This is a genomic window from Acidithiobacillus ferriphilus (assembly GCF_018854775.1).
Taxonomy (GTDB): Bacteria; Pseudomonadota; Gammaproteobacteria; order Acidithiobacillales; family Acidithiobacillaceae; genus Acidithiobacillus; species Acidithiobacillus ferriphilus.
The window spans coordinates 1-24,368 of record NZ_JAAZTY010000014.1 but is presented as its reverse complement, the minus strand read 5'-3'; the positions used below and the strand labels follow the sequence as shown (position 1 = coordinate 24,368).

The 24,368-nt window shown below is 50.5% G+C and carries 29 protein-coding genes and 2 pseudogenes; 26 read left to right on the top strand and 5 right to left on the bottom strand.

What is annotated here, in order from left to right; translation table 11 throughout:
- The 14 genes from HF921_RS01210 to HF921_RS01145 form a co-directional block, all read left to right on the top strand.
- Positions 1-1,196 (top strand): FHIPEP family type III secretion protein (locus HF921_RS01210; RefSeq protein WP_215893146.1); only part of this gene is annotated, 1,196 nt, incomplete at its 5' end.
- Positions 1,196-1,636 (top strand): flagellar basal body-associated FliL family protein, encoded by a 441-nt coding sequence (locus HF921_RS01205; RefSeq protein WP_215861046.1) that lies wholly within the window; start codon positions 1,196-1,198, stop codon positions 1,634-1,636. The genes HF921_RS01210 and HF921_RS01205, both read left to right, overlap by 1 nt.
- 12 nt (positions 1,637-1,648) lie before the next feature.
- The gene (locus tag HF921_RS01200; RefSeq protein WP_215893145.1) at positions 1,649-2,530 is read left to right on the top strand and encodes a flagellar motor protein; all 882 of its coding nucleotides are present in this window, start codon (positions 1,649-1,651) and stop codon (positions 2,528-2,530) included.
- Positions 2,527-3,390, top strand: coding sequence for a flagellar motor protein MotB (locus HF921_RS01195; RefSeq protein ID WP_215893144.1), 864 nt, complete (start codon positions 2,527-2,529; stop codon positions 3,388-3,390). Before HF921_RS01200 ends, HF921_RS01195 begins: the two co-directional genes overlap by 4 nt.
- Before the next feature lie 19 nt (positions 3,391-3,409).
- Positions 3,410-3,808 carry a chemotaxis response regulator CheY gene (gene cheY / locus HF921_RS01190; RefSeq protein WP_308164153.1) on the top strand — a complete coding sequence of 133 codons (399 nt, stop codon included), beginning with the start codon at positions 3,410-3,412 and terminating at the stop codon, positions 3,806-3,808.
- A gap of 113 nt (positions 3,809-3,921) precedes the next feature.
- The gene (locus HF921_RS01185) at positions 3,922-4,437 is read left to right on the top strand and encodes a protein phosphatase CheZ (RefSeq protein WP_226834257.1); all 516 of its coding nucleotides are present in this window, start codon (positions 3,922-3,924) and stop codon (positions 4,435-4,437) included.
- A gap of 2 nt (positions 4,438-4,439) precedes the next feature.
- Positions 4,440-6,386, top strand: coding sequence for a chemotaxis protein CheA (locus HF921_RS01180; RefSeq protein ID WP_215893143.1), 1,947 nt, complete (start codon positions 4,440-4,442; stop codon positions 6,384-6,386).
- A complete protein-coding gene (locus tag HF921_RS01175; protein WP_215893142.1) occupies positions 6,383-7,003 on the top strand; it encodes a hypothetical protein in 621 nt (206 codons plus the stop codon). The genes HF921_RS01180 and HF921_RS01175 overlap by 4 nt, the downstream gene beginning before the upstream one ends.
- The gene (locus HF921_RS01170) at positions 6,981-7,736 is read left to right on the top strand and encodes an oxygen-binding di-iron domain-containing protein (RefSeq protein WP_215893141.1); all 756 of its coding nucleotides are present in this window, start codon (positions 6,981-6,983) and stop codon (positions 7,734-7,736) included. The genes HF921_RS01175 and HF921_RS01170 overlap by 23 nt, the downstream gene beginning before the upstream one ends.
- Before the next feature lie 223 nt (positions 7,737-7,959).
- Complete coding sequence (locus HF921_RS01165) at positions 7,960-8,103, top strand: hypothetical protein (protein WP_215893140.1); 144 nt, start codon at positions 7,960-7,962, stop codon at positions 8,101-8,103.
- 10 nt (positions 8,104-8,113) lie between these two features.
- A complete protein-coding gene (locus tag HF921_RS01160) occupies positions 8,114-9,070 on the top strand; it encodes a chemotaxis protein (RefSeq protein WP_215860416.1) in 957 nt (318 codons plus the stop codon).
- A 55-nt stretch (positions 9,071-9,125) separates the two neighbouring features.
- Positions 9,126-10,742 (top strand): methyl-accepting chemotaxis protein, encoded by a 1,617-nt coding sequence (locus HF921_RS01155; protein WP_215893139.1) that lies wholly within the window; start codon positions 9,126-9,128, stop codon positions 10,740-10,742.
- Positions 10,743-10,969: 227 nt separating this feature from the next.
- A complete protein-coding gene (locus tag HF921_RS01150) occupies positions 10,970-11,158 on the top strand; it encodes a hypothetical protein (RefSeq protein WP_226834256.1) in 189 nt (62 codons plus the stop codon).
- A 930-nt stretch (positions 11,159-12,088) separates the two neighbouring features.
- Positions 12,089-13,345, top strand: coding sequence for a choice-of-anchor tandem repeat GloVer-containing protein (locus tag HF921_RS01145; protein ID WP_215893138.1), 1,257 nt, complete (start codon positions 12,089-12,091; stop codon positions 13,343-13,345).
- 46 nt (positions 13,346-13,391) lie between these two features.
- On the opposite strand, the gene HF921_RS01140 is transcribed toward HF921_RS01145, so the two are convergent.
- The gene (locus HF921_RS01140) at positions 13,392-14,039 is read right to left on the bottom strand and encodes a hypothetical protein (protein ID WP_215893137.1); all 648 of its coding nucleotides are present in this window, start codon (positions 14,037-14,039) and stop codon (positions 13,392-13,394) included.
- Between the two features lie 177 nt (positions 14,040-14,216).
- Here HF921_RS01140 and HF921_RS01135 point away from each other — a divergent pair, with 177 nt between their 5' ends.
- Both HF921_RS01135 and HF921_RS01130 read left to right on the top strand, forming a co-directional pair.
- Positions 14,217-14,585: a hypothetical protein gene (locus HF921_RS01135; protein ID WP_215893136.1), complete on the top strand. Its 369-nt coding sequence runs from the start codon at positions 14,217-14,219 to the stop codon at positions 14,583-14,585.
- Positions 14,586-14,774: 189 nt separating this feature from the next.
- Positions 14,775-15,281 (top strand): hypothetical protein, encoded by a 507-nt coding sequence (locus HF921_RS01130; RefSeq protein WP_215893135.1) that lies wholly within the window; start codon positions 14,775-14,777, stop codon positions 15,279-15,281.
- Between the two features lie 74 nt (positions 15,282-15,355).
- Here the strand turns inward: HF921_RS01130 and HF921_RS01125 are convergent, their stop codons facing one another.
- The gene (locus tag HF921_RS01125; RefSeq protein ID WP_215893134.1) at positions 15,356-16,054 is read right to left on the bottom strand and encodes a hypothetical protein; all 699 of its coding nucleotides are present in this window, start codon (positions 16,052-16,054) and stop codon (positions 15,356-15,358) included.
- A 104-nt stretch (positions 16,055-16,158) separates the two neighbouring features.
- Here HF921_RS01125 and HF921_RS01120 point away from each other — a divergent pair, with 104 nt between their 5' ends.
- Positions 16,159-16,590, top strand: coding sequence for a DUF3617 family protein (locus HF921_RS01120; protein WP_215893133.1), 432 nt, complete (start codon positions 16,159-16,161; stop codon positions 16,588-16,590).
- Between the two features lie 121 nt (positions 16,591-16,711).
- Positions 16,712-17,122 (top strand): hypothetical protein, encoded by a 411-nt coding sequence (locus tag HF921_RS01115; protein WP_215893132.1) that lies wholly within the window; start codon positions 16,712-16,714, stop codon positions 17,120-17,122.
- Between the two features lie 188 nt (positions 17,123-17,310).
- Here the strand turns inward: HF921_RS01115 and HF921_RS01110 are convergent, their stop codons facing one another.
- Entirely contained in the window at positions 17,311-17,619 is a 309-nt protein-coding gene (locus tag HF921_RS01110; protein WP_215893131.1) for a winged helix-turn-helix transcriptional regulator, read from the bottom strand.
- Between the two features lie 128 nt (positions 17,620-17,747).
- On the opposite strand from HF921_RS01110, the gene wrbA reads away from it, so the two are divergent.
- The 8 genes and pseudogenes from wrbA to HF921_RS01075 all read left to right on the top strand — a co-directional run bounded on the left by wrbA (position 17,748) and on the right by HF921_RS01075 (position 23,495).
- Positions 17,748-18,350, top strand: coding sequence for an NAD(P)H:quinone oxidoreductase (wrbA, locus tag HF921_RS01105; RefSeq protein ID WP_215893130.1), 603 nt, complete (start codon positions 17,748-17,750; stop codon positions 18,348-18,350).
- A gap of 14 nt (positions 18,351-18,364) precedes the next feature.
- The gene (locus HF921_RS01100) at positions 18,365-19,003 is read left to right on the top strand and encodes a YceI family protein (RefSeq protein ID WP_215893129.1); all 639 of its coding nucleotides are present in this window, start codon (positions 18,365-18,367) and stop codon (positions 19,001-19,003) included.
- Between the two features lie 72 nt (positions 19,004-19,075).
- Complete coding sequence (locus tag HF921_RS01095) at positions 19,076-19,882, top strand: DODA-type extradiol aromatic ring-opening family dioxygenase (RefSeq protein ID WP_226834255.1); 807 nt, start codon at positions 19,076-19,078, stop codon at positions 19,880-19,882.
- 370 nt (positions 19,883-20,252) lie between these two features.
- A pseudogene (locus HF921_RS13610) lies at positions 20,253-20,402 on the top strand (DUF6883 domain-containing protein); the annotation flags it as partial.
- The gene (locus HF921_RS01090; protein WP_215888954.1) at positions 20,399-20,608 is read left to right on the top strand and encodes a DUF4926 domain-containing protein; all 210 of its coding nucleotides are present in this window, start codon (positions 20,399-20,401) and stop codon (positions 20,606-20,608) included. The pseudogene HF921_RS13610 and the gene HF921_RS01090, both read left to right, overlap by 4 nt.
- A gap of 162 nt (positions 20,609-20,770) precedes the next feature.
- The gene (locus HF921_RS01085) at positions 20,771-21,031 is read left to right on the top strand and encodes a hypothetical protein (protein ID WP_215860275.1); all 261 of its coding nucleotides are present in this window, start codon (positions 20,771-20,773) and stop codon (positions 21,029-21,031) included.
- Positions 21,024-21,233: a type II toxin-antitoxin system HicB family antitoxin gene (locus HF921_RS01080; RefSeq protein ID WP_215860274.1), complete on the top strand. Its 210-nt coding sequence runs from the start codon at positions 21,024-21,026 to the stop codon at positions 21,231-21,233. Before HF921_RS01085 ends, HF921_RS01080 begins: the two co-directional genes overlap by 8 nt.
- A 465-nt stretch (positions 21,234-21,698) precedes the next feature.
- Complete coding sequence (locus HF921_RS01075) at positions 21,699-23,495, top strand: DUF262 domain-containing protein (protein WP_215893128.1); 1,797 nt, start codon at positions 21,699-21,701, stop codon at positions 23,493-23,495.
- A 187-nt stretch (positions 23,496-23,682) separates the two neighbouring features.
- On the opposite strand, the gene HF921_RS01070 is transcribed toward HF921_RS01075, so the two are convergent.
- Positions 23,683-24,177, bottom strand: coding sequence for a DinB/UmuC family translesion DNA polymerase (locus HF921_RS01070; protein WP_319025465.1), 495 nt, complete (start codon positions 24,175-24,177; stop codon positions 23,683-23,685).
- A gap of 82 nt (positions 24,178-24,259) precedes the next feature.
- Positions 24,260-24,368, bottom strand: a pseudogene (locus tag HF921_RS01065) (IS21-like element ISRso6 family helper ATPase IstB); the annotation flags it as partial.

The following is a 24,368-nucleotide window of genomic DNA, read 5'->3' as shown; positions in this document are numbered from 1 at the left end:
CCGCCGTTACTTTAGGTATAACAGGCATCATCCCCGGCATGCCCCACGTTGCTTTTTTGTTTTACGCTGTATTGACGGGTATTTTGTGGCAGGTGCTGCAGCACCGGGCCACAGCCACAGTGGCGACACGGGCGATGGCCGCTCCGCCCCAAGAGCCTCCGACAGATGTTGTGGATTCCAATATTTTGCGTCCGGTGGAACCGCTCTCCATAGCCATTGGTTATCAGATCATTCCACTCATTGCTGAGGGTGGAGACCTGCAGAAACGACTTAACCTACTGCGGCGGCGGACCAGCGAAAATCTAGGCTTTTTACTTCCCAGTATTCATGTTCATGATGATCTGACTTTGCATCCTGGCGGCTATCGCATTCAGGTGCATGGCGTTCGGGTCGCCACCGGCGATGTACGCGTAGGCTCTCTACTAGCCATATCAGGGAAAACTCCACTGCCCCCCTTGGAAGGTATCCATACGACCGATCCGGTATTTGGAGCTTCCGCATATTGGATTGCTGCGGAGCGCAGTGATGATGCAGAACTGCTCGGCTACACGGTCATTGATCCGGCCACGGTAATCACCACACATACCAACGAATGCCTAACCCGTTATATCGGCGAACTTTTTGGTTTGCGACAAACCCAGGAGCTGCTTGATATCGTCGCAGCACGCAACGGAAAGTTACTGGAGTCGGTTGTCCCGCGCGTCATCTCCGTACCCGCCTTGAGCAAGGTCTTGCGGGAACTGATCGTTGAGGGGGTTTCTATCCGTGATATGCCGACCATCCTTGAAACCCTGGCAGAAAACGGACAGGAAGGTGCCAGCATGGTGCAAACCGTGGAGATTATTCGCTCACGCCTCGGTCGTCAGATACTGAGCGTGCTGGCACCCGACGACCCCATTCAGGCCGCCATACTTGGGCAGTCCATGGAACAACTTTTACTGAATGCGGTGGAATCAGCCGACCCAAATGGAATGCCTGCTCTGGAGCCTTCTATCCTGATGCACCTCATGCAAGCACTACGGCAAGGCATCGAAACGATGCAGGCACAATCGTTAAAACCGCTGCTCGTGGTACGTGACCCATTGCGCCAGGCACTGTCCACCTGGCTACATTCGGCGGGATTGACGATGGCTGTGGTCGCTTTTTCCGAAGTGCCTGGTGCAAGGCCGTTGAAAAGTGTCTTGGAGATCTCCTAATGAACAAAAAAATCTTGATCGGTGGTTCTATCCTCTTGTTGTTGGCGCTCGGAGGTGGTGGAGCATGGTGGATATTGCATCGGCCAACGGTCACCGCCACACCAAAACCATATATTCGGCAACTAAATTTCAAATCCTTTGTGCTGTCGGTGCAGGGCCCGCATGGCACGCCGCATTATCTGGCAATCAACATGTCCGCAGTGATCTCCTCTCCTGTGGCGCTCCCCGCTACCTGGGCGGTTACGCACAAAGCGATGTTACGTGCCAGCGTGCTCTCCGCCTTGCTGCGGCTTCCCGATATGAATGAGGCAATTACAAAGCCACCGGTCCGCGCCGCGCTAAAAAAATCTGTGCGTCAGGCAGTGCTCCAGGTACTGCGTCAGACAGATTCCCAGGCTACCGTGACCGATCTTTATATCACCAAGCTGCTTATGCAATAGGAAGTCGCCTCCATGGCCAACGAAGAAATCAAAAGCACACTAGATGGGCGGGGCTACAAAAAACCCACGGCGAAGAATCGCCTGGATTTACTGTTCCCGTTTGGACTCGCCGGTGGCTTCGCGGCACTGTTAGGTGCTGCCATGGTGGATGGCACCAGTCCAATTGCCTTTCTCAATCTGGCCGCGCTTATCATTGTCGTAGGCGGAGCTGTCAGCGCATCCATGGTGCAGCATCCATGGCCCATCGCGAAACGGGCGCTACTGATAATCAAATGGGGATTTTATCCCCCTCATTATGACCCCGCTGAGTTTATTGATGAGATCGTTGATTGGGCCAAAAAGGCGAAGAGCGGCGGCCTGCTTTCTATGGATGCGTTGATCGAGGGGGTTGAGGATCCTTTCATGCGAAAAGGCCTGCAGATGGCCGTGGATGGTATCGAATCTGTTGTTATTCTCAAAACCCTGCGTCTGCGCCTACATACACAAACCGAGGTAGATATGATGGCGGCCAGCCTTTATGAAGCGGCTGGGGGATATGCGCCTACTTTTGGCATCATGGGTGCGGTAACGGGGCTCATCGAAGTGATGCACCACCTTAATGATCCCTCTACGCTGGGCACAGGGATCGCCGCCGCTTTTGTGTCTACCATTTATGGACTGGTCCTGGCCAACGTAATTTGCATTCCAACAGCCAATCGTCTGCGCGGAGTGATCGCGGAACAACTGGTGGCTCGCAATGTCTTTTTAGACGGACTCGCGGGTATTCTGCGGGGTACCAATACCATGGAATTACGAGAGGTGCTGGAAAGCTACTATTTGCCAAAAACCCGAACTCCACCACCCCACGATACAGAGAAGTCCGCCCCCCTCACCGACATGGGCAACGCGGCATGAGCACCAAAAAAGCAGACGACTTGGAAGCATTGGATGAACAGCGGCATAAGCGGTCCGAGAATGCGGCTGGAGCGGATCGATGGTTGATCTCCTATGCTGACTTCATGACCCTGTTGCTGGCCTTCTTCATCGTGATGTTTGCCATCTCTCAAGTAAACAAGGCCAAGGTTGAAGGTTTCGAGCAATCCATGCAAGTTGCTTTTGGTGGAAAACGACCCGTGACGGAAACGGCCCCACCCAAAGCTAACGCGCCCTTTCATCATCTACCTTCTCCAGTGCCGCTGATTGCCGTCCCACCCGCAGTCGCCCAGGCCATTCGTAAACAAGAGCTTGCCATGATGCGGATGCGAGACAAACTGGAAAAAGTGCTACAACCACTGATCAATACCCATGAGGTCAGCATTGCTCACACCCCAACGGGGACCAGAATAAGGATCAATGCCAGCGTCCTCTTTGCTAACGGCAGCGCCCAACTTCAGCCCGAGGCGCTCCAAATCGTCGATGCCGTGGGGTTAGTACTAAAGCCCCTCCACTATCGTATTTTCGTGATCGGTTATACGAATAATCAACCGATACGTTCCGCAAAGTATCCGTCGAACTGGTACCTCTCATCAGACCGGGCGCTCTCGGTATTGAACAGATTTTTGCATGATGGTGTGGATCCATCTCTCCTGAGTGCTGTAGGTCGCGGCAAATATCATCCTGCCGTTCCCTATACCCAGAAAACCATGCAGCAAGCGCTTGCAGGAAATCGACGAGTTACCATCGTCGTGCAAGGGAATACGCGCATTATCATGAGAGAAATGACGCGCACGGCGGAACAGGGGCCGACAGATACACCGAACGCCATAATCAATTAAATGCTATCGGAGGAAATCAGTGAGCATCAACACCACCCTCAAATACTTAGTTGTCGATGACTTTGCGACCATGCGCCGAGTTGTGAAAGGACAGCTTCGAGAACTGGGCATTGAAAACATGGACGAAGCGGAGGATGGGGTAGACGCGTTGGTCGCGTTACGCAAAGGTGGATTCGGCTTCGTCATAACCGACTGGAATATGCCCAACATGCAGGGTATCGATCTGTTACGCGCCATTCGTTCCGACCCCCTCTTGCACCACCTGCCAGTGTTGATGGTAACGGCAGAGAACAAGAAGGAAAACATCATTGAAGCTGCCCAGGCGGGGGTCAACGGATATATTGTCAAACCTTTCACCGCCGACGTGCTCAAGGAAAAACTTGAAGCCATTTTCAAACGTCTGGAGGCCGTGCGATGACGCGACGTAAAAGAAGACCGGCTATCGCCACTGATTGCAAGTCGGATACCGATAGGATGCAACCGCTGTTAACGGCCAACTCATCCGTAGGCATGCCGACGCAGTCAAATGGATTGCGCCTGCTGGCAGAGGCCGACCTACTCCTGAATGAGGGGCTGAGACGTATCGCTGGTGCAGGTGATGATCTGCCAGATGCCTGCAACCCGATTGAAGAAGCCTTGGCGTTGTCCGAAACCCAGACGATGAATACTTTAGAGGCCCTTGAATCGGCCCAAGCCGCTATTCGACGGATTGAGAGTGTTCGGCAAGGCTTTATCGACAAGGACATCCTGGAAATCAAGGCGGCCATGGCCACCATTCTAAACTCTCAGCAAGGACAGGATTTGGCTGGACAGCGCCTCAAAAAGGCACTGCGTCTTTTGCATGCGGTGGATGACCGTATCAGCCAGGCTTTGACAAGCTTGCAAGACGCTATGGGAGTGCCCCGCATGGAGACAGTTGATATTGCTTCCACACCGGAAAAACCACCCTTTGTGCATACTGACGCACCGGCTTTGGATGCGGCGATTCATGGGAAACATGTTGAACAGGATGATGTAGATGCTCTTTTGGCCGAGCTGGGGATATGACCATGGATATGGAAATTCTACAGGACTTTCTACCAGAAGCGACGGAGTTGCTTCAGAAGGCACAGAGCGAGGCGCTGACGTTGGAGAAAAACCCCGATGACGCCAATGCCATCGCATCCTTGTTCCGCGCCTTTCATACTCTGAAGGGCGGGGCGGGTTTCCTGGAAGCTACGGCGATGGTTGATTGGTGCCATCATTTGGAAGATTTACTCGACAAAGTGCGTAACAAAAGCCTGCGCATTACGCCAGAGATGGTGGATATCATCCTAAAGGGGATCGATGTAATACAAGGCATGTTAGGTGCGTTGCAGGCAGGCGATTATCCAACCATCGGTCCGGAGAGTTTGGGAAAGATGATTCAGGAGATGGCCAGTGGGCAGTCTTTAGTGGGAGCGTCGAAGCAGTCGAAAACTCCAGATGTGGTGGCAACATCTACACCCGCGGAACATCCTTCACTCAACGTATCCGATACCCTATACATAGAACATCGCTCCCGTGAGGACGGTTCGGAGGGTATTTATCTCCAACAGCAGAGCGTGGATTCCACGTGTCCTGTTGGTAATGGAGAAGATATCATTACGGAGGATGAGTTCGAACAGTATCTCGATCAGCTATACGGTCCCGGCCAGAAACCTGGAGATTGGCCAGCAACCTCTCTAAATCTCCCTGTTACTGAAGAAACCACAGTTGCTCCCCTAACAGTCCAAGACCAGATAAAGCCAGTGCCAACAATGAGCAAAGCAGCAGCTCAGCAGGACAGTCCACCTGAAGTGGCTGAAACCACTCTGCGCGTTGATGCCGTGCGCTTGGACGCAGTTATGAACCAAGTGGGAGAGCTCGTACTTCTGCGCAATCGCCTCGCCTCAGCTGTGGGTGGCCTCAGCGAAGAGAATGAGGATATGGCCCGTATTGCCCGAGAAATGGACCTCACCGTCAACGATATCCAAAACACCGTCATGCGCTTGCGCATGCAGCCGTGCAAACGCCTTTTCCAGCAGTTGCCCCGGGTAGTGCGCGATGTCTCGCGACAATTGGGCAAGGAAGTCAAGTTGGAGATTGTGGGCGAGGATGTGGAGATCGACAAGGCCGTCGTTGATGCTCTCGCCGGCCCCATGACGCATCTAGTGCGCAACAGCTTGGATCATGGCATCGAAGGTCCCGAGGCGCGTGCCGCCGCCGGCAAGGCGCGCACCGCCAATTTGCGTGTCGCCGCCATCCATCTCGGCGACAAGGTGCGCATTGAAGTCTCCGACGACGGCAAAGGCATTGATCGACAGTTTGTCACCCAAAAGGCCATCGACAAAGGGGTCATCACCGCCGAGCAGGCCGTCCGTCTCTCGGAACAAGAGGCCTTGGAACTCATCTTCAGGCCCGGCTTTTCCACCAAGGACCAGGCCACAGATCTATCGGGTCGGGGCGTCGGTATGGACGTGGTCAAGGAGACGGCTCGTAAGTTACGCGGTCGCCTGGATCTCCAAACCCACCTCGGCCAGGGTACCAGCATCGCCATGGAATTTCCCCTTACCTTGGCCGTGTTGCCGGTCCTCTACCTGCGCTTGCGGCGGGATATCTACGCCCTGCCAATATCAGCCATCGACAGTTTGACCGACATGGAGGCGCATCGCATCCATCGGCTGGCTGGTCGGGTTACTTACCGGGTTGATGACACTCAGATCGTACCGCTGGTAGACCTGGGAGCCATTCTACAGGATAAGCCCATGCGCATGGATTCCGAGAGCGTTGAGGGGGTACTGACCGAGCGCGGTCTCTTTATTGTCTCCGAGGTACTCGGCAACGAAGATTCAGTGGTAAAACCCATCGACTTCCTTGCCGACCAGAACTGGTACCAGGGCGCCACCATCTCCGGCAAGGGCGGAGTCGTCCTCATTTTGGATGCCGGGGCGCTGGGCGCAGCCGCATCGCTCGCCGCTGAAGGATCTGTCCAATGAATATTCAACGCATCATGATGATCGTGGACGCTTCCTACCATACTCGCCGCACCATCGAACATTCACTACGCGAGATCGATCGACGTGCTTTGAATGCCATGGTGCTAGTCAAGCGTCATGGCAAAGCGCTAGCGGGGTATGGCGTGGTGGCCCAGGCATTTCGCGAGCGTGCGGCCAACCTCAAGGAAGCGGCCTCCCATCTGCAGGAATCTATCGCTCCTCTCATCCAGGCCCACATGTGTATTCTGCAGCACCGTAGTTATGCCGATCTTTTCCATCGGAAAATGCAGGAAATGTATCACTACGACATAATCTGCCCCACATTCGTCCGCACCGAAAAAACCTGGGAGCGGGTCATCATCGCGGAAGAGGCAGTAGCGCTTACCATTCTACGCCAACTGATTAAAAACGTGGAGAAGCTACAGGAAGGCATTGCGGAGCAAGAATACGTGGTCATTATTGGCCGCATCGAGGCCGCGCTCTCCGAAGGCACTGGCGCACCATTGATGCGGGTATCCCGGGACATGGGAATGGCAGTGGCCACGGTGCGGGATGCCATCTGGAAATATCATAACCAACTGGAGGAAATTCTGCATGAAAGCAACATCGGTATTTGAAGCGGGCAACCACCGCTGGTGGATCATTTACGACCAAAATGAAGGCCGAGTTATCGACTCTAATGTCTATGTCATGGAATCCAACGAGCAGAGCATTCTGCTGGATCCCGGCGGCTTCGAAATTTTTCCCCAAGTCTTTGCCGCCATGGTGGAGGTGGTGCAGCCTTCCACCCTCCAGGCCGCCTTCGTTTCCCATCAAGATCCGGACATTGCCTCCAGCCTGCCCTTATGGAACGCCTGTAACAGCAATATCCAGTGGCACATGCCAAAGCTCTGGGAAGGTTTCATCCGTCACTATGGAGCACTGGACGCGAATTTTGTGGGTATTCCCGATGAGGGGGGGGGGCTCGTCATCGGCGGGCGCAAGCTGGAATTCATCCCCGCTCACTATCTGCACTCCTCGGCCAACTTCCACGTCTATGACCCTGAAGCTAAGGTTTTCTTCTCTGGCGATGTGGGAGCGGCATTGCTGCCGTCGGGGCACAGTGCTTGGGTAGAACTGCGTGATTCAGACTCCAGTAAGGCCTTCGATGATCATATCCAGCACGCCAAATTCTTCCATCAACGTTGGATGCCCTCCAAAGAGGCCAAGAAAGATTGGATCAGTCGTGTTAGCCAACTGGATATAGACTTTCTCTGCCCTCAACACGGCGCTATCTATGTCGGAGAAAACGTACAACGTTTTTTGAGCTGGTTTGATGCGCTCGATATTGGCACCGCCATATCCCGCTGAAAGAGGCTGGACAAGCAAAAACGGGAAGTCGCCGCCAGGTCGGTGGAGATTGGGAATCAAATGGAACTCTCTGATTCATCTAGAAAGTGAGCAGAAATATGAATCGCGGACTATTACTGAATTATGCGCAGGCTTTGCTGGACTCCATTCCCAGCCTGGAAATCATGAATCGCACCGCCTTGGATACCATAAATTTCCACCATGGGCGCTTCAACTTCATCAAATGGCTCAAGCCATCTGGGTTGCCCAGCAATCGGGCAACCGGGAGGAAACCATCCGGCAGAGCACGGAAATCTCTCGCCTGGAGCAGGATATTCTAGACAAGTTAAATACCCTGAGTACCGCCATCCGTCACCAGAACATGTAAAGGAGCCCCCATGAATGATGTCTTGCAGGAAGTAGACGAGCGTTCCAAACTCGCCGGCACCAACAAATTTGAGCTTTTGATCTTCCGCCTCGGAGAAGATCAAAACACCCATACCAGAGAAATTTTCGGGATCAACGTATTTAAGGTCCGCGAGGCGCTGGTCATGCCACCTATCACGCCTATGCCCGGAGCGCCTGAACATGTACTTGGCGTGGCGAATATCCGCGGCCAAATTATTCCGGTGCTCGATCTGCCTGGCGTGGTGGGCTGTGTACCCGCGAGCCGCAGCATACTTCTGGTTACCGAATATGAGCGTTCTATTCAAGGCTTCGCCGTGGAAGAAGTGGAAGAAATCCTGCGACTGGAATGGAGCCGAGTGATGTCCGCCGAGGGGGCAGCCGTAGGAGGCATGGTAACGAGCTTTGCTCGTCTAGATGAAGATGCGGAGGCGGGACGTGTCGCCTTGGTTTTAGATGTGGAGGCTATTCTGCGAAAGGTGCTTCCTTCGCGTTTCATGATCGGCGATGAAATGGTGCAAACCCATACGGTGGGCATTCCCCAGGGATCCGTAGTGCTCTATGCCGATGACTCAGGTGTTGCCCGTAGCCAGATTGAAAAAGCTTTGAGTGCCCTTGGATTACCCTTCATCGGCACCAAGACAGGCAAAGAGGCATGGGAGCGGTTACAAGTTTTGGCGCAAGAAGCCAAGGCTGCAAATATACCTATCCGCCAGAAGGTGGCTATAGTCCTGACTGATCTGGAAATGCCGGAAATGGATGGGTTTACCTTGACCCGCAAAATTAAGGAAAATGAGACGCTAAAGGCCATTCCTGTGGTTATCCACTCCTCCCTGTCGGGGTCCGCGAATGAATCCCACGCGAACAGCGTCGGGGCCGATGGTTATGTCGCTAAATTCGTGCCCGATGAACTTGCTCGAGCGGTGACTAAGGCGGTAGGGGCACTGTAAGCTGGAATGATCAAATTGTCGCGGTAGAAGAGACACCATTAAAGAGGAAGATAACATGAAGGTATCATTGAATATGTCTGCTATTTCATTCACAAAACTAGTCCATTCGTTGATGTGGAGCGCCATAGTAGCCTTAATTATTATCTCTGCAACAGCCACCTGGACGCTTTTTATGGCAGAACAATCGGGGACAGATACGCTACATGATGCCGAACGTACCGCCGCCCTAATTGATTTTCGTCAGAGCGTAGATGCCAATATTGCGCTAACAGGCATTCTTGCGACAGAACAACAATATGAACCGGTGGTTTACATAGCCCTCAAGCGTGGAGAGGAAAAAGTTTCTCAATCTTTTGCCAGATTACAGCGCGTGTCTCCAGCAATAGCAAGTAGTTTTACAGGGCCAGATAATATTTTGCAACATGCGAGCAACAAGGTTTTACTTTTGTCAACAACAATGAATCAGTCAGGTGCGTTGACGGCCTATCAAAATAATTTTTTGCCCGATGTAAAGAAGTTCAATAGTGCTGTAGACGCTATTGTAGCCCGTCAAAACAAGGCTTCACAAGCTGCCATAAAAGAAAGAGAATCCGCAGATAAACGGGCTATTATATTGCTAATTATAATTGGGCTATCCGCCATATTTATAGTTTTTTTATTTGGCTCTATTATTGTACGTAGTGTTGTCCGGCAGCTTCAACGTATCAGTAAAGCAATCCAAAAAATCGCCTCAGGAGATTTAAATGTGAAGGTCCCTGTAGATGCCGGCGGACCATTGGGAGAAATTGCTATCGCAACCAACCAGATGGCCACTGATCTATCTACGCTTATTAAGGGCATCAGTGTCAGCGCACAACAGATTTCAGATACCTGCGTGCAACTCTCCAGCGTGGCAAACACGCTGACTGAAGAGGTCGGTGACACCAGCACTCAAACTGAGAAGGCGAGCGACGCGATGACCAACATGGCCACAACTAGCGTTCGTGTAGCACAGGATGCAGAGGATATATCTAAAATTGCCAGCGCCACCGCTGATTCAACCCAACAAGGAAATACAGCCATTGGTCTGTCATTAGAAGAATTGAGCTCAGCAGGAACTGCTATTATTGGCATGGCACAACAAGTCCAGAGATTGGAAGAATCTTCTCACCAGATTGGAAGTGTTGTTAGCACCATAAAAGAGATCACGGCCAAGACCAACCTGCTTGCTCTCAATGCGGCTATAGAGTCGGCGCGTGCAGGCGAATACGGAAGAGGTTTTGCAGTCGTGGCAGACGAAGTCCGCAATTTGGCAAAAGGAACCGCTGTTGCCGCAGAGGATGTTTCTGCAAAGATAATACATATTCAGTCCCAAATGCAGTCCTTTGCAAGACAAATGGTGCAAACCAATGGGCAGGTGTCGCATGGAACGGAAATGGCTGGAGAGTCTCTGCATCGTCTTGGGTCGATAAACGAGTCTATTGCCAATATTTCGGAACGAGTCGCCGATGTGGCGACCTCCGCAGAAGACTTGAGAAATACTGCAAGCGCTATCAATGATAATATCATGATGATTTCTCGGAAAACTATTGGTATAAACAAGGAGATTGAAATCACGCAAATTCAGATTGTTGCGTTACGGGATGAATCACAGCGGTTGACTGAACTCACTGGACGATTTCGGATCACTTAGTTCCATTGTTATGCATTGAAAGCTACAAACTGCTCGCCAAGAATTCTAGCGTTGATGCATAACCTTTCAGTCGAGCGGACCTACGCAAAAAGCCGCGGAGGCCGCTCGACTGTGTTAAATAGCGTGTAAATTGACCACCTGATACCCTGCCGAGTTTAGCCCGGAGGCACCTGGAGTGATTTGCATGGAAACGATCGCCAGAGTTCGTCAGCCGGATTGCCCGCAAAATGAATCTGTCCCGCACCACGGTACGCAACTATGAGGTAAGACTTTCGGTTGAGCATGGGCGTGTTATCGTTGAGCCAGCCACTACAATCGCCAATCTGACGCTGGTGGATCGTCTCAATCTCTTCGATCCTGTCTTGCATGGTGGCGAAGTCATGACGGCTGAACGGGTTGGCGCTGAATTGTGGTGACGCCAGTGGGCTCGGTGCCAAAACCGGCAGGAAATCCTATGGATCGACTGCAGTCCTCATGCCGGAAAGGAAATTAGGTGTAACGGCTTGCAATCGAAAACGGCGTGCTCGCAATCAACAGGGATCGTCACCCCTTTCTGGGGTTGTCTCCGTTACCAACTTTATTTGCACAAAATTTAGGGGCTTTGGGCCTGAGTAGCCAAAAGGTTACCAACTTTATTTATTTTTGCAAATTTCGAGGCGTCAATTTTACTGGCTTAGATCTGATAAAAGTTACCAACTTTATTTTATCTTACACGGTGTGGCATTCGGTGCTCCGGGTGCGGTCAACGCTTCCTGAGCGGATGTAATCATCGAACGTGGTCCCAAGGGTGTCAGGCAGAAATACCCGCCCACCACCGGCTCCTTCAGAGCCCTTGCTCACATGCTGAGAACTGCAGTACCTTTCCAAGTGGCCTGGGTGATCCGTAGCCCGATCGTCTGGACCAGACTGAAAGCGGACATATGGGTAGACCAATGTTCTTCTCTGCTTGTCATGACCCAGAGGGGGAGCTTTATCGTTTAGCCTTAATATAGTGCTGCCGCTGCAAGCTTGCTTGCAGCATCAGGCAAGCATATACCGTTAGCCACTCTCTATTGTTGCGCAGGCCGATGAATTTCCACATTGGAGGTATTGCCCGTGATTACTAAGGAGTTTGCCGAACATTTCGCAAAAGAATGGATTGAATCGTGGAATACGCATGATTTAAAGAAAGTTTTTTCGCGCTACGCCTACAATTCTTTTGATGTCATCGCCGTTTATAACCAAAATCACCAATGATATTTCTAGGTTCCAAATCTCCACAACACAGGTTTCTCGAGGCACCCTTAAGGTGAAGCTGCAAAACTCAGCGGCATAATGCGTAAGGCGAGGCAGCGGAGGATTTAACGATGTGTGTAGCCAGGGTAGAGACCAAAAATATCGATCAGCGCCATCAGGTAAACAGTTATTGGCACACAAATAAAGAGCATATATCAAATTTCTTTGATACTTTAATACACCTTTTTAAGGATCGAAAAACAAGATTTATCGCCATCACATCATTAATATTATGTCTAATAGGCTGTTCCCAAAAAGATGCCAGATATACCGTTATTCATGCATTTAAGATTGGTGAGCGTGGGGGCGGTCCTATGGGCGGCCTTTTGATGGCTAATAACGGAAACCTCTATGGAACCACGGCATTTGGTGGCACGAACCACGCCGGCACTATTTTTAAGATCGCGACAAGCGGCAAAGAAACCATACTTTACTCTTTCAAGGGTGGTACGGATGGTTTCTATCCTGAAGCGGGCCTAGTAATGGGCCGTGCAGGCAGTATCTATGGAACCACCAGTGAAGGCGGAGCTAGTAATGCAGGCACAGTCTTCAAAATCACCCTGGCAGGTAAAAAAATCAAACTTTATGACTTCAAAGGTGGTTCGGATGGGGCCGTCCCAGAGGGTCGTTTAGTGATGGGTCGTAATGGAACTTTGTACGGGACCACATCATCGGGAGGAAATGGCAATGGCACTGTTTTTGAAATCACGAAAGATGGCAAAGAAAGAATTCTCTATAGATTTGAGGGGGACACTAATAATTCGGATGGTTCTGCCCCTAAAGCCGGGTTGGTGTGGAGCCGTGATGGCAACCTCTATGGAACCACCTCTCAAGGCGGTAGTGATGGCGTGGGTACCATCTTCATGATCTCCCCTGCAGGCAAAGAAAAAGTTCTCTATAGTTTTAAAGGTGAGACAGATGGAGATTTCCCTGAAAGCCCATTACTCATGGGGCCAAGTGGCAACTTTTACGGCACCGCCACTGGAGGCGGAACTAGTGATTCAGGTACAATTTACAAAATCACTCCCACAGGAAAAATAAGAATTCTTTATAATTTTGAAAGTGGGAAATATGGAGCAATTCCAAAAGGCGGCTTGATATTTGGCAGAGACGGAAATCTTTTTGGAACTACAACTTTCGGCGGAAATGGCATCGTTTTTGAGATTACGCCTCAAGGTTCGGAAAAGATTATTCATACATTCGGAGATGGATCGAACGGGGCTTGCCCTGAAACAGGTTTAGTGATTAGCCGAAGAGGCAATCTCTATGGAACCACCCCGTCTGGCGGGGCACATTTGAGAGGCGTGATATTCAAAATTACAACATGATTACAAATCAGAGGAGATAATGGCACCTTTTATGGGTGGGCTGCCTTTATTTTAAAGCCCCTGCCGGCAGACTCTGTTTGGCTTGAGCCATTGCAGCCATCGCCTTTGCCGATAATGCTTGAAGGGCTTGCATTTGTTTTGAGGGCTTGAGTGTTTGCTCCGTTGGCACCGGTTGATGAGCCAGGCAGGCTCCACTGAGCCATTTACCGTGCGTCGTATAGGCTTCAAACAATTTTCCATTGTTGACCAGGCTGCCGTGACCCTGCATCTGGAAATGCTTGCCTTCTCCGGTGTACCGCGTGTGAGAAGTGACCACCTCCGTGGTTGTCGAACCATTTTCCTTTCCGATGGAAATCGTCCTGCAATTCCGCAAGGTCTCATGCAGAGATGGGTGCGAAGTCACACAATGCACCGTCGCAGGGGTGGAACCGGGTGTGGAGAGTGTGGCGTTGGCCGTATCCTGTGGTTGATAGAGACTATGGGAGCACCGCATGGTGGTGGCGCGGGAGGTGCCTAGCAAGGGACCCGTGGTGGTCGTGATAAATTGCCATTCGCCGGGACGGAATCCGTAGGCTCCAGAAAAACCTCCCGCCACCGCTGAACGCGTATGCGCCGACCCCTCATTGATCGGCAATGCAGACAGTATCGTCAACGCGGTTACACTTCCCAGTATCACTTTGACCTTAATGTGCATGGATATCCTCCAAAATTTCGTGGGTACTGGACAACCCTTCCCATCGCACGGGAAAATGGTGGCCTTTTTGTTTTTTTATGGCTCAGTGTCGGAGAAAATATGCGTATTCGTCAAATAGTGCTGATCGCTTGTGTGACAGCGTTTTCAACGGGGGCGTTCGCGCAAGGACTGCCGCACATGAAGCGCGGTGAATGGAAAGATACGAGTATTGCCACTGGGCACGGGATCAAGGACACCTATACCGTCTGCAATCACGGTCAAGCCTTTACCTCCTGGATGATGGCAAAGCAGGGGGCGACCTGTATGACTACCGGGGTGCCGGTTATCGAAGGCGGCGGGCGGACGGTCTTTCAGGAAAACTGCCTCTCAAAGCAACCACAAGGCGGTGCCGCGCATATGCACATGACGGTTCATCTGGCGGTAACCGATGCGGGGCGTGCTTTCCAGTCCACCGTTACCGGACAGGGAAATGCGGATGGCTATAACTTCCCAATCAACGACACGGTAACTGGGCATTATGTAGGGGCTTGTCGTCACGGTGGCTGATGTGGTCTGATGGGATTCGTGCGCCCGGAATCCGTGAAATGGCCGCAAAAGACCATGAAAACAGTAAAAAAGGCTCGACCAGAGCCCATCATTAGAAGATTTTCCCTCGGATTCGCGGAACAGAAGAGATTTTTTACGACTTTTTCAGCGGCTTCTTAGTGAGGCAAAAATCCGCAAGGAAAGAAATAAATGTCAAATTGTTTTAGCATTGTCACGGGCCGGCAATATGGCGCCTCTCTGATGATTATGTTGCTATTTATCCCAGCGGGATCATCGGCAGCTGTAAATCTCACTGGAACTTGGCAATGGGGTTGGCATAAGATTGTGCAGAATAAGGAAAAAACATATTCTGCTGGCGGAACTTTGAGGATTATTAAAAAGGGAGACGATGTTCATTTTTTGCTTAGCCTTACCGCCGGGCCACCTGGACATAATATGGGTATTAACGGAGGGAGGTTCGTGCTGCATGGAACGCAGGGTGCTTATAGGAATGCTAAAGAAAGATGTATTATTTATTTTACTGTTATTAACAGAAAAGAAATAAGAGTTCGGCAATCAAATAAATACGGGTGGGACGCCATGCCTTGCAACTATGGTTATGGAGTTATCGCAAATGGAACGTATAAGCTGGTTTCCAGAAATAGACCATCCGTGAACGGTGGAGGTGGGCCTTACAAAAAGCGTGATTCATCATAGGACTTGACTAACGACAGCTCTCGCTGCATCCCGGACATGCCGCCCAGGGGTGCATCAAGCAGCCGGCCAGCGAATCAATGCTGCGGCGGAATGACGACGCCGGCGCGGGCGTCCTTGGCGATGCTGGCCTTCATGGCCGCCAAAGCCGCATTGGCTTGCGCCATTTCCGCCGGCATCGCCTTTTTCGTCTGCGCCGCTTCGGCCATTGCCTTTGCTGCGGCCGCTTGAGTGGCCAGCATTTGCCGGGATGGGGTGGAGGATTGCGTTGCCAGGGGCGGGTGCACCGAACAAACAGGGCTGATCCAGACGCCCCTCATGACGTTTGTGGTAACCTGCTTCAGGCCGTTGGATATCTGCGTAATTACATACTTCCATTGCATGTGATAGTCCGTCCCGGAGCCGGTATAGACAGCATGCAGCACGTCCGTAGTCGTTTCGTGCCAGCCATGGAGCTCTGCGGTTTCGTTCACGACGGTTTCGTGTTTCGAGACATGCACCACAGATCCGTGCATAGGACCTGGCGTACTACCGGGCAAAATTCCCGAGGCTTGCGTTTGCGCCAACTGCGGGGAATGATAGCATTTCATGAAAATGGATTTCTGGGTGCCAAAAACGTCCGTGGTCGTGCTGTGGATGCGCCATTCCCCTGGCCGGAATCCGTAGGCACCCTGCGACGTACCGGCGGCTGCCTCCTGCGTCCAGGCCACGCCGGTTAGTATCACTCCCAGCACAAAAGCCAAGGTGCTGAGGACTCCGGCCTTCACCGTTGACATGCGCCGCCCTCCTTCAGTTTCTTAAGCAATCGAGATGCCGACTCTGGCAAAACTTCACCATTGTGATAACAATACATCAATAAATTTTGCCTGGGAGGTTTTTCGTGCGATTCATCCAAACTGCGCTGATCATGATGCTCCTTGCCAGCCCGGTGCTGGTCCATGCTGCAACCCTGCACCGCGGGGAATGGAAGGCCACGGAGCGCACCGCCCAAGGGGTTCAGGAAACCTATACCTATTGTGACCGTGGGCAGGGGTGGGCCGGATTGATCAATCACGATGCCGGATCATCCTGCTCGATCTCCCACCCAACCGTCATACGCTCCGGCGGGCGTGTGCAGTTCACGGAAAAGTGCCTGTTGCGCACCCCGCCAAACGGCGAGGCCACGACGCAGATGCGCGTGGAACTGCAAATGGGTGACGGCGGGCGTGCCTTTCATGCGACGATCACGGGTACCGGCACTGCGGGTGGCTATCAATTCCCCATTAATGAACAGGTGTCCGGTCATTATATCGGTGCCTGCCATAACCCGTGAATCCCGCTTCAATGACACCGTAACCGGGTATTATGTGGGTGCCTGCCATCAGGGTGGCCGATCGGCAAAGACACCCGAAGGCATGCGCGTAGACGCCATTTATTGTGTTTCGCGGACCTCCGTGACTGCCTACGGCGATCCAGGGCCTGGATGGATTTTCGCGCAGCCGGCAGTCCACAGAGGCGCCGTACCCGTTATGGTCAACCCCTCGGCTTTCCCTATCCTGAAACCTGGTTACCACGCCTTCGCGGTGGTCGGCAATGTACCATATACGGGCGGCACCGAACTGAAAAGTGACCTGAGTTCCTGGAATGCGATGGATGTCGCTTCCATCGGCAATATGAATTTCGCCGATTACTGGACCTGGATCCTGACGCCATTTGGTCCTGTCCTCTTCTTCATTATAACTTTCATCAACCAGGAAGCCCATAAAATATTTTATTTACATCTTGTTCTAACACGAAAACAAAATAACAGACCACCAACTCGTGAGGTTGATTTGTGTTTTATACTTGCCGTAAATACTTTATAGAAATTTTTGCGCTATCCATTTTCGTAATGAAAGATGTCTGCGTTAATAGTGCAGATTATCCCACTTTACGTTATATTATAAACATATTTACAAGGACGGAAGCAAATGTTATTTTACGTTTGTAAATGAAGGCCGCACGATATAGGTTCAGTCTTGCCCTGGAATCAGCGGAATAGAACAAAGCGTTATTAGTGATTCGATAATTTTTTTTCCAGAAACCACCTCTGAGCCAGCAGGTTCAGGCTGGCCAGCACCGTCCCCAATTCTTGACCCCGCTCGGTCAATCCGTAGCGGACCTCCGGCGGTATGGTGGGACGGTAATCCCGAAAAACAATCTGGGCTGTCTCCAAACCCCGCAGCCGCTCTGTCAGCATGCGAGATGAAATGCCTGGGATGGTCCTCTTGAGTTCACCAAAGCGCAAGGTGCCCTGGTTTTCCAGTACCCAGAGGATATAGGTGGTCCACGGCCCCATGAGGAGCCGCAGGAGCTGGTCCATAGGACAAGCCTGTTTCTGTCGGGATTGACGCATATTGGTTACCTTAAAGTACCTACTTTACAAAAAGAATCCTGCATGGTCTATTGAAACCCAGACTCCATATGGGAGTCCATAGAGAGGAATGGTTTATGAGCAAGATTTTGGTTTTGTATCACAGCCTTTGGGGGCATGTGGAAGCTATGGCCGAGGCCGAAGCGGAAGGTGCCCGCTCGGTAGTGGGCACTCAGGTAGACATCAAGCGCGTACCCGAGACTGTGTCCGCAGACGTGCTGGCCAGTATGCATGCCAAGACGGAGCAGCGTGCGGTGGAGGCCAGCCCCGATGATTTGGCCAACTACGATGCGATCATTTTCGGCACCCCCACCCGCTTCGGGAATATGAGCGGGCAGATGCGCAACTTCCTGGATCGCACCGGCAACTTATGGCAACAGGGAGCACTGGTGGGCAAGGTGGGCAGCGTATTCGTCAGCACCGCCTCTCAGCACGGCGGTCAGGAAACCACCATCACCTCTTTTCACACCTTCTTGCTCCACCAAGGCATGATTGTCGTGGGCGTGCCCTATAGCTGCCCGGAATTGCTGAACATGGACGAAATCAGCGGTGGTACGCCCTATGGTGCCAGCACCTTGGCCAAGGGCGACGGTAGCCGCATGCCTTCGGCCAACGAGTTGACCATTGCCCGCTTCCAGGGACGGCATGTGGCAGAAATCGCAAAGAAGATTTTTCCCTGAATAAGGAACTAACAATGTTAAAACGATACCCTTCATCCACATTAGCAGTTACTGCGTTGTCTTTGGTAATGGCTGGAAGTGCCATGGCCACACCCATAAAGCACTACACTCTGCTTTCTGGGAATCCCGACGGAACTTATCGTATTGACCCACAGCACACCAACGTACTGTTTACCATTGGTCACGTGGGCATCACCCAGTTCACCGGACGCTTCGACAAAATCGCAGGAAGCTATACCTTCAACGCCCAGAATCCGGGTAAAGACCGGGTCCAGATCACCATCCCCGCTACCCGTATCAATACGGGCTATGCCTTAAGGGATGTGCATCTGCGTAGCAAGGAATTTTTTGATGTCAAGAAATATCCCGACATCACTTTTGTCAGCAGCAAATACGTCCCAAACGGTAAAGATATGGGGGATCTTTACGGCAATCTCACCTTGCATGGGATAACCAAGCCCGTGGTTTTCCAGGTCCGGGAGCTGGGTGCAGGGAATGTTTCCTACCTTCCCAAACCTTGGGGTGGCTATCTCTCGGGATTTGTGGCCACAACTACTATCCATCGATCGGATTTCGGTATAGGTGCTTACTTGCCAGAAGGTTTATCAAACGCTGTTAGCATTAAGGTCGAAGTGGAAGGTGTCAAAAAGTAATCATCAACATAGAGAGCAGGATATTAAGCGATTTTAATAGCCCGCTTGTAACAATGGAACACAAACTATATTATGCGCCAACCGACTCTATTTATACCGCATGGGGCAGGTCCTTGCTTCTTTATGAACTGGGATCCGGCCAATACCTGGAACAGGCACAGGAAATTCCTGGAGAATCTCCCAGCATTACTACCAAATCGTCCAGATGCTATCCTCATCGTATCCGCTCACTGGGAAGAACAGATATTTACTATACAAAAAAACAGTAACCCTGGATTGTTATTCGACTACTCTGGATTCCCAGAAGAAACCTACCAATTGCAGTGGCCGGCCAGAGGTGATCTCCACCTAGCATTGCAAGTCAGAAACTTGCTCGAGAAAGCAGGAAATTATACCCATATAGATGAGAATAGGGGATATGATCACGGCGTCTTCGTGCCGTTGAAAATAGCTTTTCCATCGGCGGATATTCCCTGCGTACAGCTATCTCTGCAAGCCGGTTTAGATCCAGAAACACACTATCTAGCCGGAGAATCCCTCACGTCCTTGCGGGATGAGAATGTCTTAATAATTGGCTCTGGTAACACTTTTCACAATATTCCTGTATTGATGCGTGGGATCAAAAACAAGACGGATAATATAGCCGGATACGACTTTGATGACTGGTTAACAAAATCCCTAACAAATCAAAATCTGGAAGAACGTAGACGATTATTGTTTCAGTGGTCTGAAGCTCCTGGAGCTCGGCACTCTCATCCTAGAGAAGAACATCTTGCACCCTTGTTTCTGGTTGCCGGTTCGGCAGCAGGGGAACTGTGCAAAAAGGTTTTCGAGGATGCGGTTCTGGGAGCGGTTGAGAGCGCTTTCATGTTTGGCTAACGCCGGTTTCCGAACCCCTATCAGTCAACGAATGATGGCTCGGATGCTGGATGTTTGCTGCGGGAAACTGCGCCCGAGATGCAACTTCATGCTTATTCTGTCGATGATTTGAACGACAGCTCCCGCTGCATCACTGACCATTCCACAGCGCCCAGATCGCGCCACTCGGTGCTCCGGAACTCTATGGTCGGCGTCGGGACCAATCCGGGAAACTTCATTCGCAAGCTACGAGAATACACCCTGAATCCCGGTCACCTTGCCGGAGGCAACAAGGCCAGGGTGTTCGCCTCGTGCCTGGGGATAGACCAACAAGATGTCGAGTTGCTGCGCTCAGTATGCCTCCGTGCCATACTGAGCAAATGAGGCCACCGAGAAGGTGGCCGACAGTCATGGCAAGCGTTACCAGGTGGATTTTGTCATGCAGCACCAGGGAAAGTCCGTGATCGTTCGCACGGGTTGGATCATCAGGACTGGAGAAGACGTTCCCAGGCTGACAAGTTGCTATGTGAGGACATCATGAAACTACTCGACGTTGTAGCGCTTTTGGAACCCATACCAGAGCAACACCTTCTGCGTGGCCAGGTCGGAACCGTCGTGGAAGAGTTGGACCCTGGTTACGTGGAAGTTGAGTTTCTTGTGGGCGACGACTATATCACCCTAGCGGTGGCGGAGAATCACCTCATACCGCTGCACTACGCTCCAAACCAAAGTATTCGCGCGGCATAATCTAAAGGGAGCGCCACAGAAGTTTTTTCGCACTAAGATGACTCTTAAAAGACTGGAAGCAGTCGTTTGATTGGGTTAGGCTTACAAAGCGAGAATCGTTTACTCCAGAAGGAGACCAAGCCATGAATCAAACGAATGAAGCGTTCAAGCTTGGTGTAATTCTTGGGTAAACACGAAAAGATCCAGACCGCCGTTCTCAGCGGTCGGAGCGATGCCAACATAGCTTTTGCTGACCTTTTGTCCTTGTTAGATGGGCTTGGATTTATGCTTCGCGTGAAGGGAGACCATCATATCCTTACCAAAGAAGGGGTGGCCGAGATCATCAATCTCCAACCCATAGGACGCATGGCGAAGCCCTACCAAGTGAAGCAAGTGCGCGGCATACTCACCAAGTATCACCTGGGGATTAATAACGATGAGTAAGTATGAACTGGTCATTTATTGGAGTAACGAAGACAACGCTTTTATCGTGGAAGTTCCTGAGCTCCCTGGCTGCATGGCCGATGGCGCCACTTATCAAGAGGCGGTAGCCAATGCGGAACGAGTGATTGGTGAATGGGTCGAGACGGCAACGGATCTGGGGCGCTCCATACCAGAGCCACGCGGGCGGTTGCTCTATGCATGAAGCACTCCTTGTCCCCATTTGACGCCCTGCCGCAGTCAAAGCCTGTTGGACAGCAACAGACTGATTGCTGTCATTGGTCAACCGTTGATCATGTAGCGCTCGCCGGTCGGACTTATGGATGACGTGCGCGCTGTTTTTGTACTATGATCTTCGCATCGTTTTACGGTCGGCCTGAAACAGGGTTAGCTGTTCCGCGAGATACTGGAGCGATGGCGAATGCACTACATGGAATGGAGGGCATCGGAATAGTGGTTAACGGTTTAATGTCTAATGACGGCTTCTTCCTAGGTGCCAAGAATGCTGTAATGGCGTGCTTTCCGTCGTTTCCAGGATCAGAGAACAGTGGGACAGAATGATGAAATTTGTCTTTAGATATAAAAACAAACAGACGCACGAAAGTTCATAAAAGCGCATTGCTGATGAAACAGCACAAAACTACTGAATATATTTATTAGGATTACTACCATGTCAGAAAAAGCAATTGATCTAATTGTAAAAGGCGAGTCAATAGAAAATCTTTACCGGAATTATTTGCAAAACAAGTATATCGTTAACCGGCGATACCAAAGAAAGCTTGTATGGTCTAAAACAGAGAAGTCATCATTTATAGATTCATTAATAAGAACATTTCCTGTGCCACTTATACTCCTTGCCGAGGTTTTTTATTCACAAAAAGTTGCGTACGAAATAATTGATGGTTTGCAAAGATTGGAGGCGATATTTAGCTTCATAGAAAATCAGTACGATTTAGATGGAAGTTTTTTTGATTTAAACTCAATCGCGGCCACAAAAGAATTACTTGATAGCGGAAAGTTGACACAAAATACACCAACGCTTCCTCGTGGAGAATGTGTAATTTTGGCTTCATATAACGTTCCATTGTCAATTTTTGATTCAAGTTCAGAGGAAGACGTTGACAATATATTCAGAAGGATAAACAGTGGTGGCAAGAAATTATCTAGGCAAGAACTGAGAATGGCTGGTTCAACCGGACATTTTTCATCGGTCGTAAGGCGCTGCGCAACAGAAATACGTGGTGACGTTACGAATTCAGATGTATTACAACTAAATATAATGAAAACCGTAAGCATCACCAACAGAGATCTTCCATACGGAATAAAGGTAGAAGACGTATTTTGGGTAAAAAATGGGATATTAACAAAGGAACAGGTTAGAGAGTCTCGAGATGAGGAAATTTTATCAGATATAATCTCGTATGTATTGTTTAATAATAAACCTCCGTCAAGAAGCGATTATTTAGATGATCTTTTCGGTTTTTCTGAAACAGAAAGTGCTGCCAAGAAAAGTGCCGAAATAGACAATCTTGTTCAAAAAATTACCCCAGATGCGGTAGTAAATAACATAAACAAAATAATTGATCAATTCAATACAATAACATCAGAGTCTGGAAAAAGTCTTAAAGATATTTTGTTTACAAGCAAAGCAAAGCCAGCGAAGGCTCCAAGATATTTTCAGGTTATATTCCTGTCTCTATATGAATTGGTTGTAAATAAAAACAAAGAACTAGCAGACATGAAAGGAATTATTAAAAAATTGACTGGGTACTCAAAAAACATCACCATAACAGAAGGTGGCAAGTGGGGCGCAGAAGCTAGAAAAACACAAGTAGATGCATGTACTGGCGTTTTAGATCAGTACTTTATAGATAATAACAATTACGATCCATCTAAAATAATGTGGGTTACGCAATTAGAAAACATCCTGCGTCAATCCGACACGGAACAAGCAGCATATGATTTTAAGCAGGGATTTCTAAGCCTGGATGGAAAATATTTGTTTGATGAAGGATCGTTTGAAAAAATACTGAAGACACTATCTGGAATATCAAACATCAGAAACGGGATAAAAGGTTATGTGCTAGTTGGCATCTCAGATTGTGAGGCTGACAATCACAAAGTTGAAACATTATATAATATTAAATCGAGAAAATATGTAACTTTTTATATAGCCGGCGTAGACAGGGAGCCGCCAAAACTAGGAAAATCGCTCGATGATTTTTTTAATCTTATTGTAGAGAAAATAAATAAATCAAAACTATCTGATGAGCTAAGAAATTACGTGTCAAGAAATCTTAAGCTGGTAAAATATCACGATAAACATGTATTTGTGCTAGAAACAAAATCGCAACAAGATCCATCGTTCTACGAAAATGAGCTTTTTGTAAGGCACGGCGCCCAACTAAAAACCATCGAACCTAAAGACATACCAGCATTTATCAAAAGTTGGAACGATCGGCGATAACGTAAAACCAATGTTTAATCGACCCACCATTTCTGGACACTCTCGGGACTATTCCAGCCCTCAAAGTGTTCATCAACCCGTCTGGTTTTCTATGTCTGGTACACGTCTGCAAAGTGCGCGGCGTTCTAATATGGCTTTTCTCAATGATGGCTTCCGCTGCATCACCGCCCATTCCCCGGGCATATTCTTAGCGCGGGTTGAGGATCTCGTCCAGTAAGCTCATCTGGCGGGCGCCCCGCTTCCCATCTTGAACTTGGATCAGACCACTCACGGTGATCCCAAGCAGGCGCACGGACGCGCCCTGGGGAACCGCCCGATCCAGTAGCTCTGGCAGCAGTGCCGCGATGGCTTCCGTGTTCAAGATGCCCTCGGTTGCAGTATGCGCTCGGGTGACCGTTGCAAAATCGGGAAAGCGTGCCTTGATGTTCACCGTGTAGCCCGCCAAGGCGAGTGCCTGGAGACGGGCTGCAACCTGCTCGGCCATCTGCTGTAACGTGGCCAGCATGGTCCTTCGATCCTCCAGATTTTCCGGGAAGGTCCGTTCGTTCCCCACCGATTTCCGCTGGCGGGTCGGCTGTACGGGTCGTCCATCGATCCCCCGCGCCACTTCGTAAAACCAGGCGCCAGCTTTACCAAAATGCGCAATCAAAGTCTGCTGGTGCATTGCCCGCAGATCTGACACACTTTTCCTTCGGGCAGCGATTTAAAACTGATACACCCCCAATTCTGACTTTGCGTGGAGGGTACCCCTTTTCACGTGGTATTTAATCGGTGGCGTCCCCCTTTCTGTGTTGAACCATACCGGCCTGACGCTGATGCTTGAGCCGATAACTTTCTCCAGCAATCGGCACAATACGCGCATGGTGCAGGAGG

Excerpts from the sequence above, each read along its gene's own strand:
- HF921_RS01205 (WP_215861046.1), top strand. The coding sequence starts at position 1,196 with ATGAACAAAAAAATCTTGATCGGTGGTTCTATCCTCTTGTTGTTGGCG.
- HF921_RS01200 (WP_215893145.1), top strand. The coding sequence starts at position 1,649 with ATGGCCAACGAAGAAATCAAAAGCACACTAGATGGGCGGGGCTACAAA.
- HF921_RS01195 (WP_215893144.1), top strand. The coding sequence starts at position 2,527 with ATGAGCACCAAAAAAGCAGACGACTTGGAAGCATTGGATGAACAGCGG.
- HF921_RS01180 (WP_215893143.1), top strand. The coding sequence starts at position 4,440 with ATGGATATGGAAATTCTACAGGACTTTCTACCAGAAGCGACGGAGTTG.
- HF921_RS01175 (WP_215893142.1), top strand. The coding sequence starts at position 6,383 with ATGAATATTCAACGCATCATGATGATCGTGGACGCTTCCTACCATACT.
- HF921_RS01170 (WP_215893141.1), top strand. The coding sequence starts at position 6,981 with ATGAAAGCAACATCGGTATTTGAAGCGGGCAACCACCGCTGGTGGATC.
- HF921_RS01165 (WP_215893140.1), top strand. The coding sequence starts at position 7,960 with ATGGCTCAAGCCATCTGGGTTGCCCAGCAATCGGGCAACCGGGAGGAA.
- HF921_RS01160 (WP_215860416.1), top strand. The coding sequence starts at position 8,114 with ATGAATGATGTCTTGCAGGAAGTAGACGAGCGTTCCAAACTCGCCGGC.
- HF921_RS01155 (WP_215893139.1), top strand. The coding sequence starts at position 9,126 with ATGAAGGTATCATTGAATATGTCTGCTATTTCATTCACAAAACTAGTC.
- HF921_RS01150 (WP_226834256.1), top strand. The coding sequence starts at position 10,970 with ATGAATCTGTCCCGCACCACGGTACGCAACTATGAGGTAAGACTTTCG.
- HF921_RS01145 (WP_215893138.1), top strand. The coding sequence starts at position 12,089 with ATGTGTGTAGCCAGGGTAGAGACCAAAAATATCGATCAGCGCCATCAG.
- HF921_RS01140 (WP_215893137.1), bottom strand. The coding sequence starts at position 14,039 with ATGCACATTAAGGTCAAAGTGATACTGGGAAGTGTAACCGCGTTGACG.
- HF921_RS01135 (WP_215893136.1), top strand. The coding sequence starts at position 14,217 with ATGAAGCGCGGTGAATGGAAAGATACGAGTATTGCCACTGGGCACGGG.
- HF921_RS01130 (WP_215893135.1), top strand. The coding sequence starts at position 14,775 with ATGTCAAATTGTTTTAGCATTGTCACGGGCCGGCAATATGGCGCCTCT.
- HF921_RS01125 (WP_215893134.1), bottom strand. The coding sequence starts at position 16,054 with ATGTCAACGGTGAAGGCCGGAGTCCTCAGCACCTTGGCTTTTGTGCTG.
- HF921_RS01110 (WP_215893131.1), bottom strand. The coding sequence starts at position 17,619 with ATGGACCAGCTCCTGCGGCTCCTCATGGGGCCGTGGACCACCTATATC.
- wrbA (WP_215893130.1), top strand. The coding sequence starts at position 17,748 with ATGAGCAAGATTTTGGTTTTGTATCACAGCCTTTGGGGGCATGTGGAA.
- HF921_RS01100 (WP_215893129.1), top strand. The coding sequence starts at position 18,365 with ATGTTAAAACGATACCCTTCATCCACATTAGCAGTTACTGCGTTGTCT.
- HF921_RS01095 (WP_226834255.1), top strand. The coding sequence starts at position 19,076 with ATGCGCCAACCGACTCTATTTATACCGCATGGGGCAGGTCCTTGCTTC.
- HF921_RS01090 (WP_215888954.1), top strand. The coding sequence starts at position 20,399 with ATGAAACTACTCGACGTTGTAGCGCTTTTGGAACCCATACCAGAGCAA.
- HF921_RS01080 (WP_215860274.1), top strand. The coding sequence starts at position 21,024 with ATGAGTAAGTATGAACTGGTCATTTATTGGAGTAACGAAGACAACGCT.
- HF921_RS01075 (WP_215893128.1), top strand. The coding sequence starts at position 21,699 with ATGTCAGAAAAAGCAATTGATCTAATTGTAAAAGGCGAGTCAATAGAA.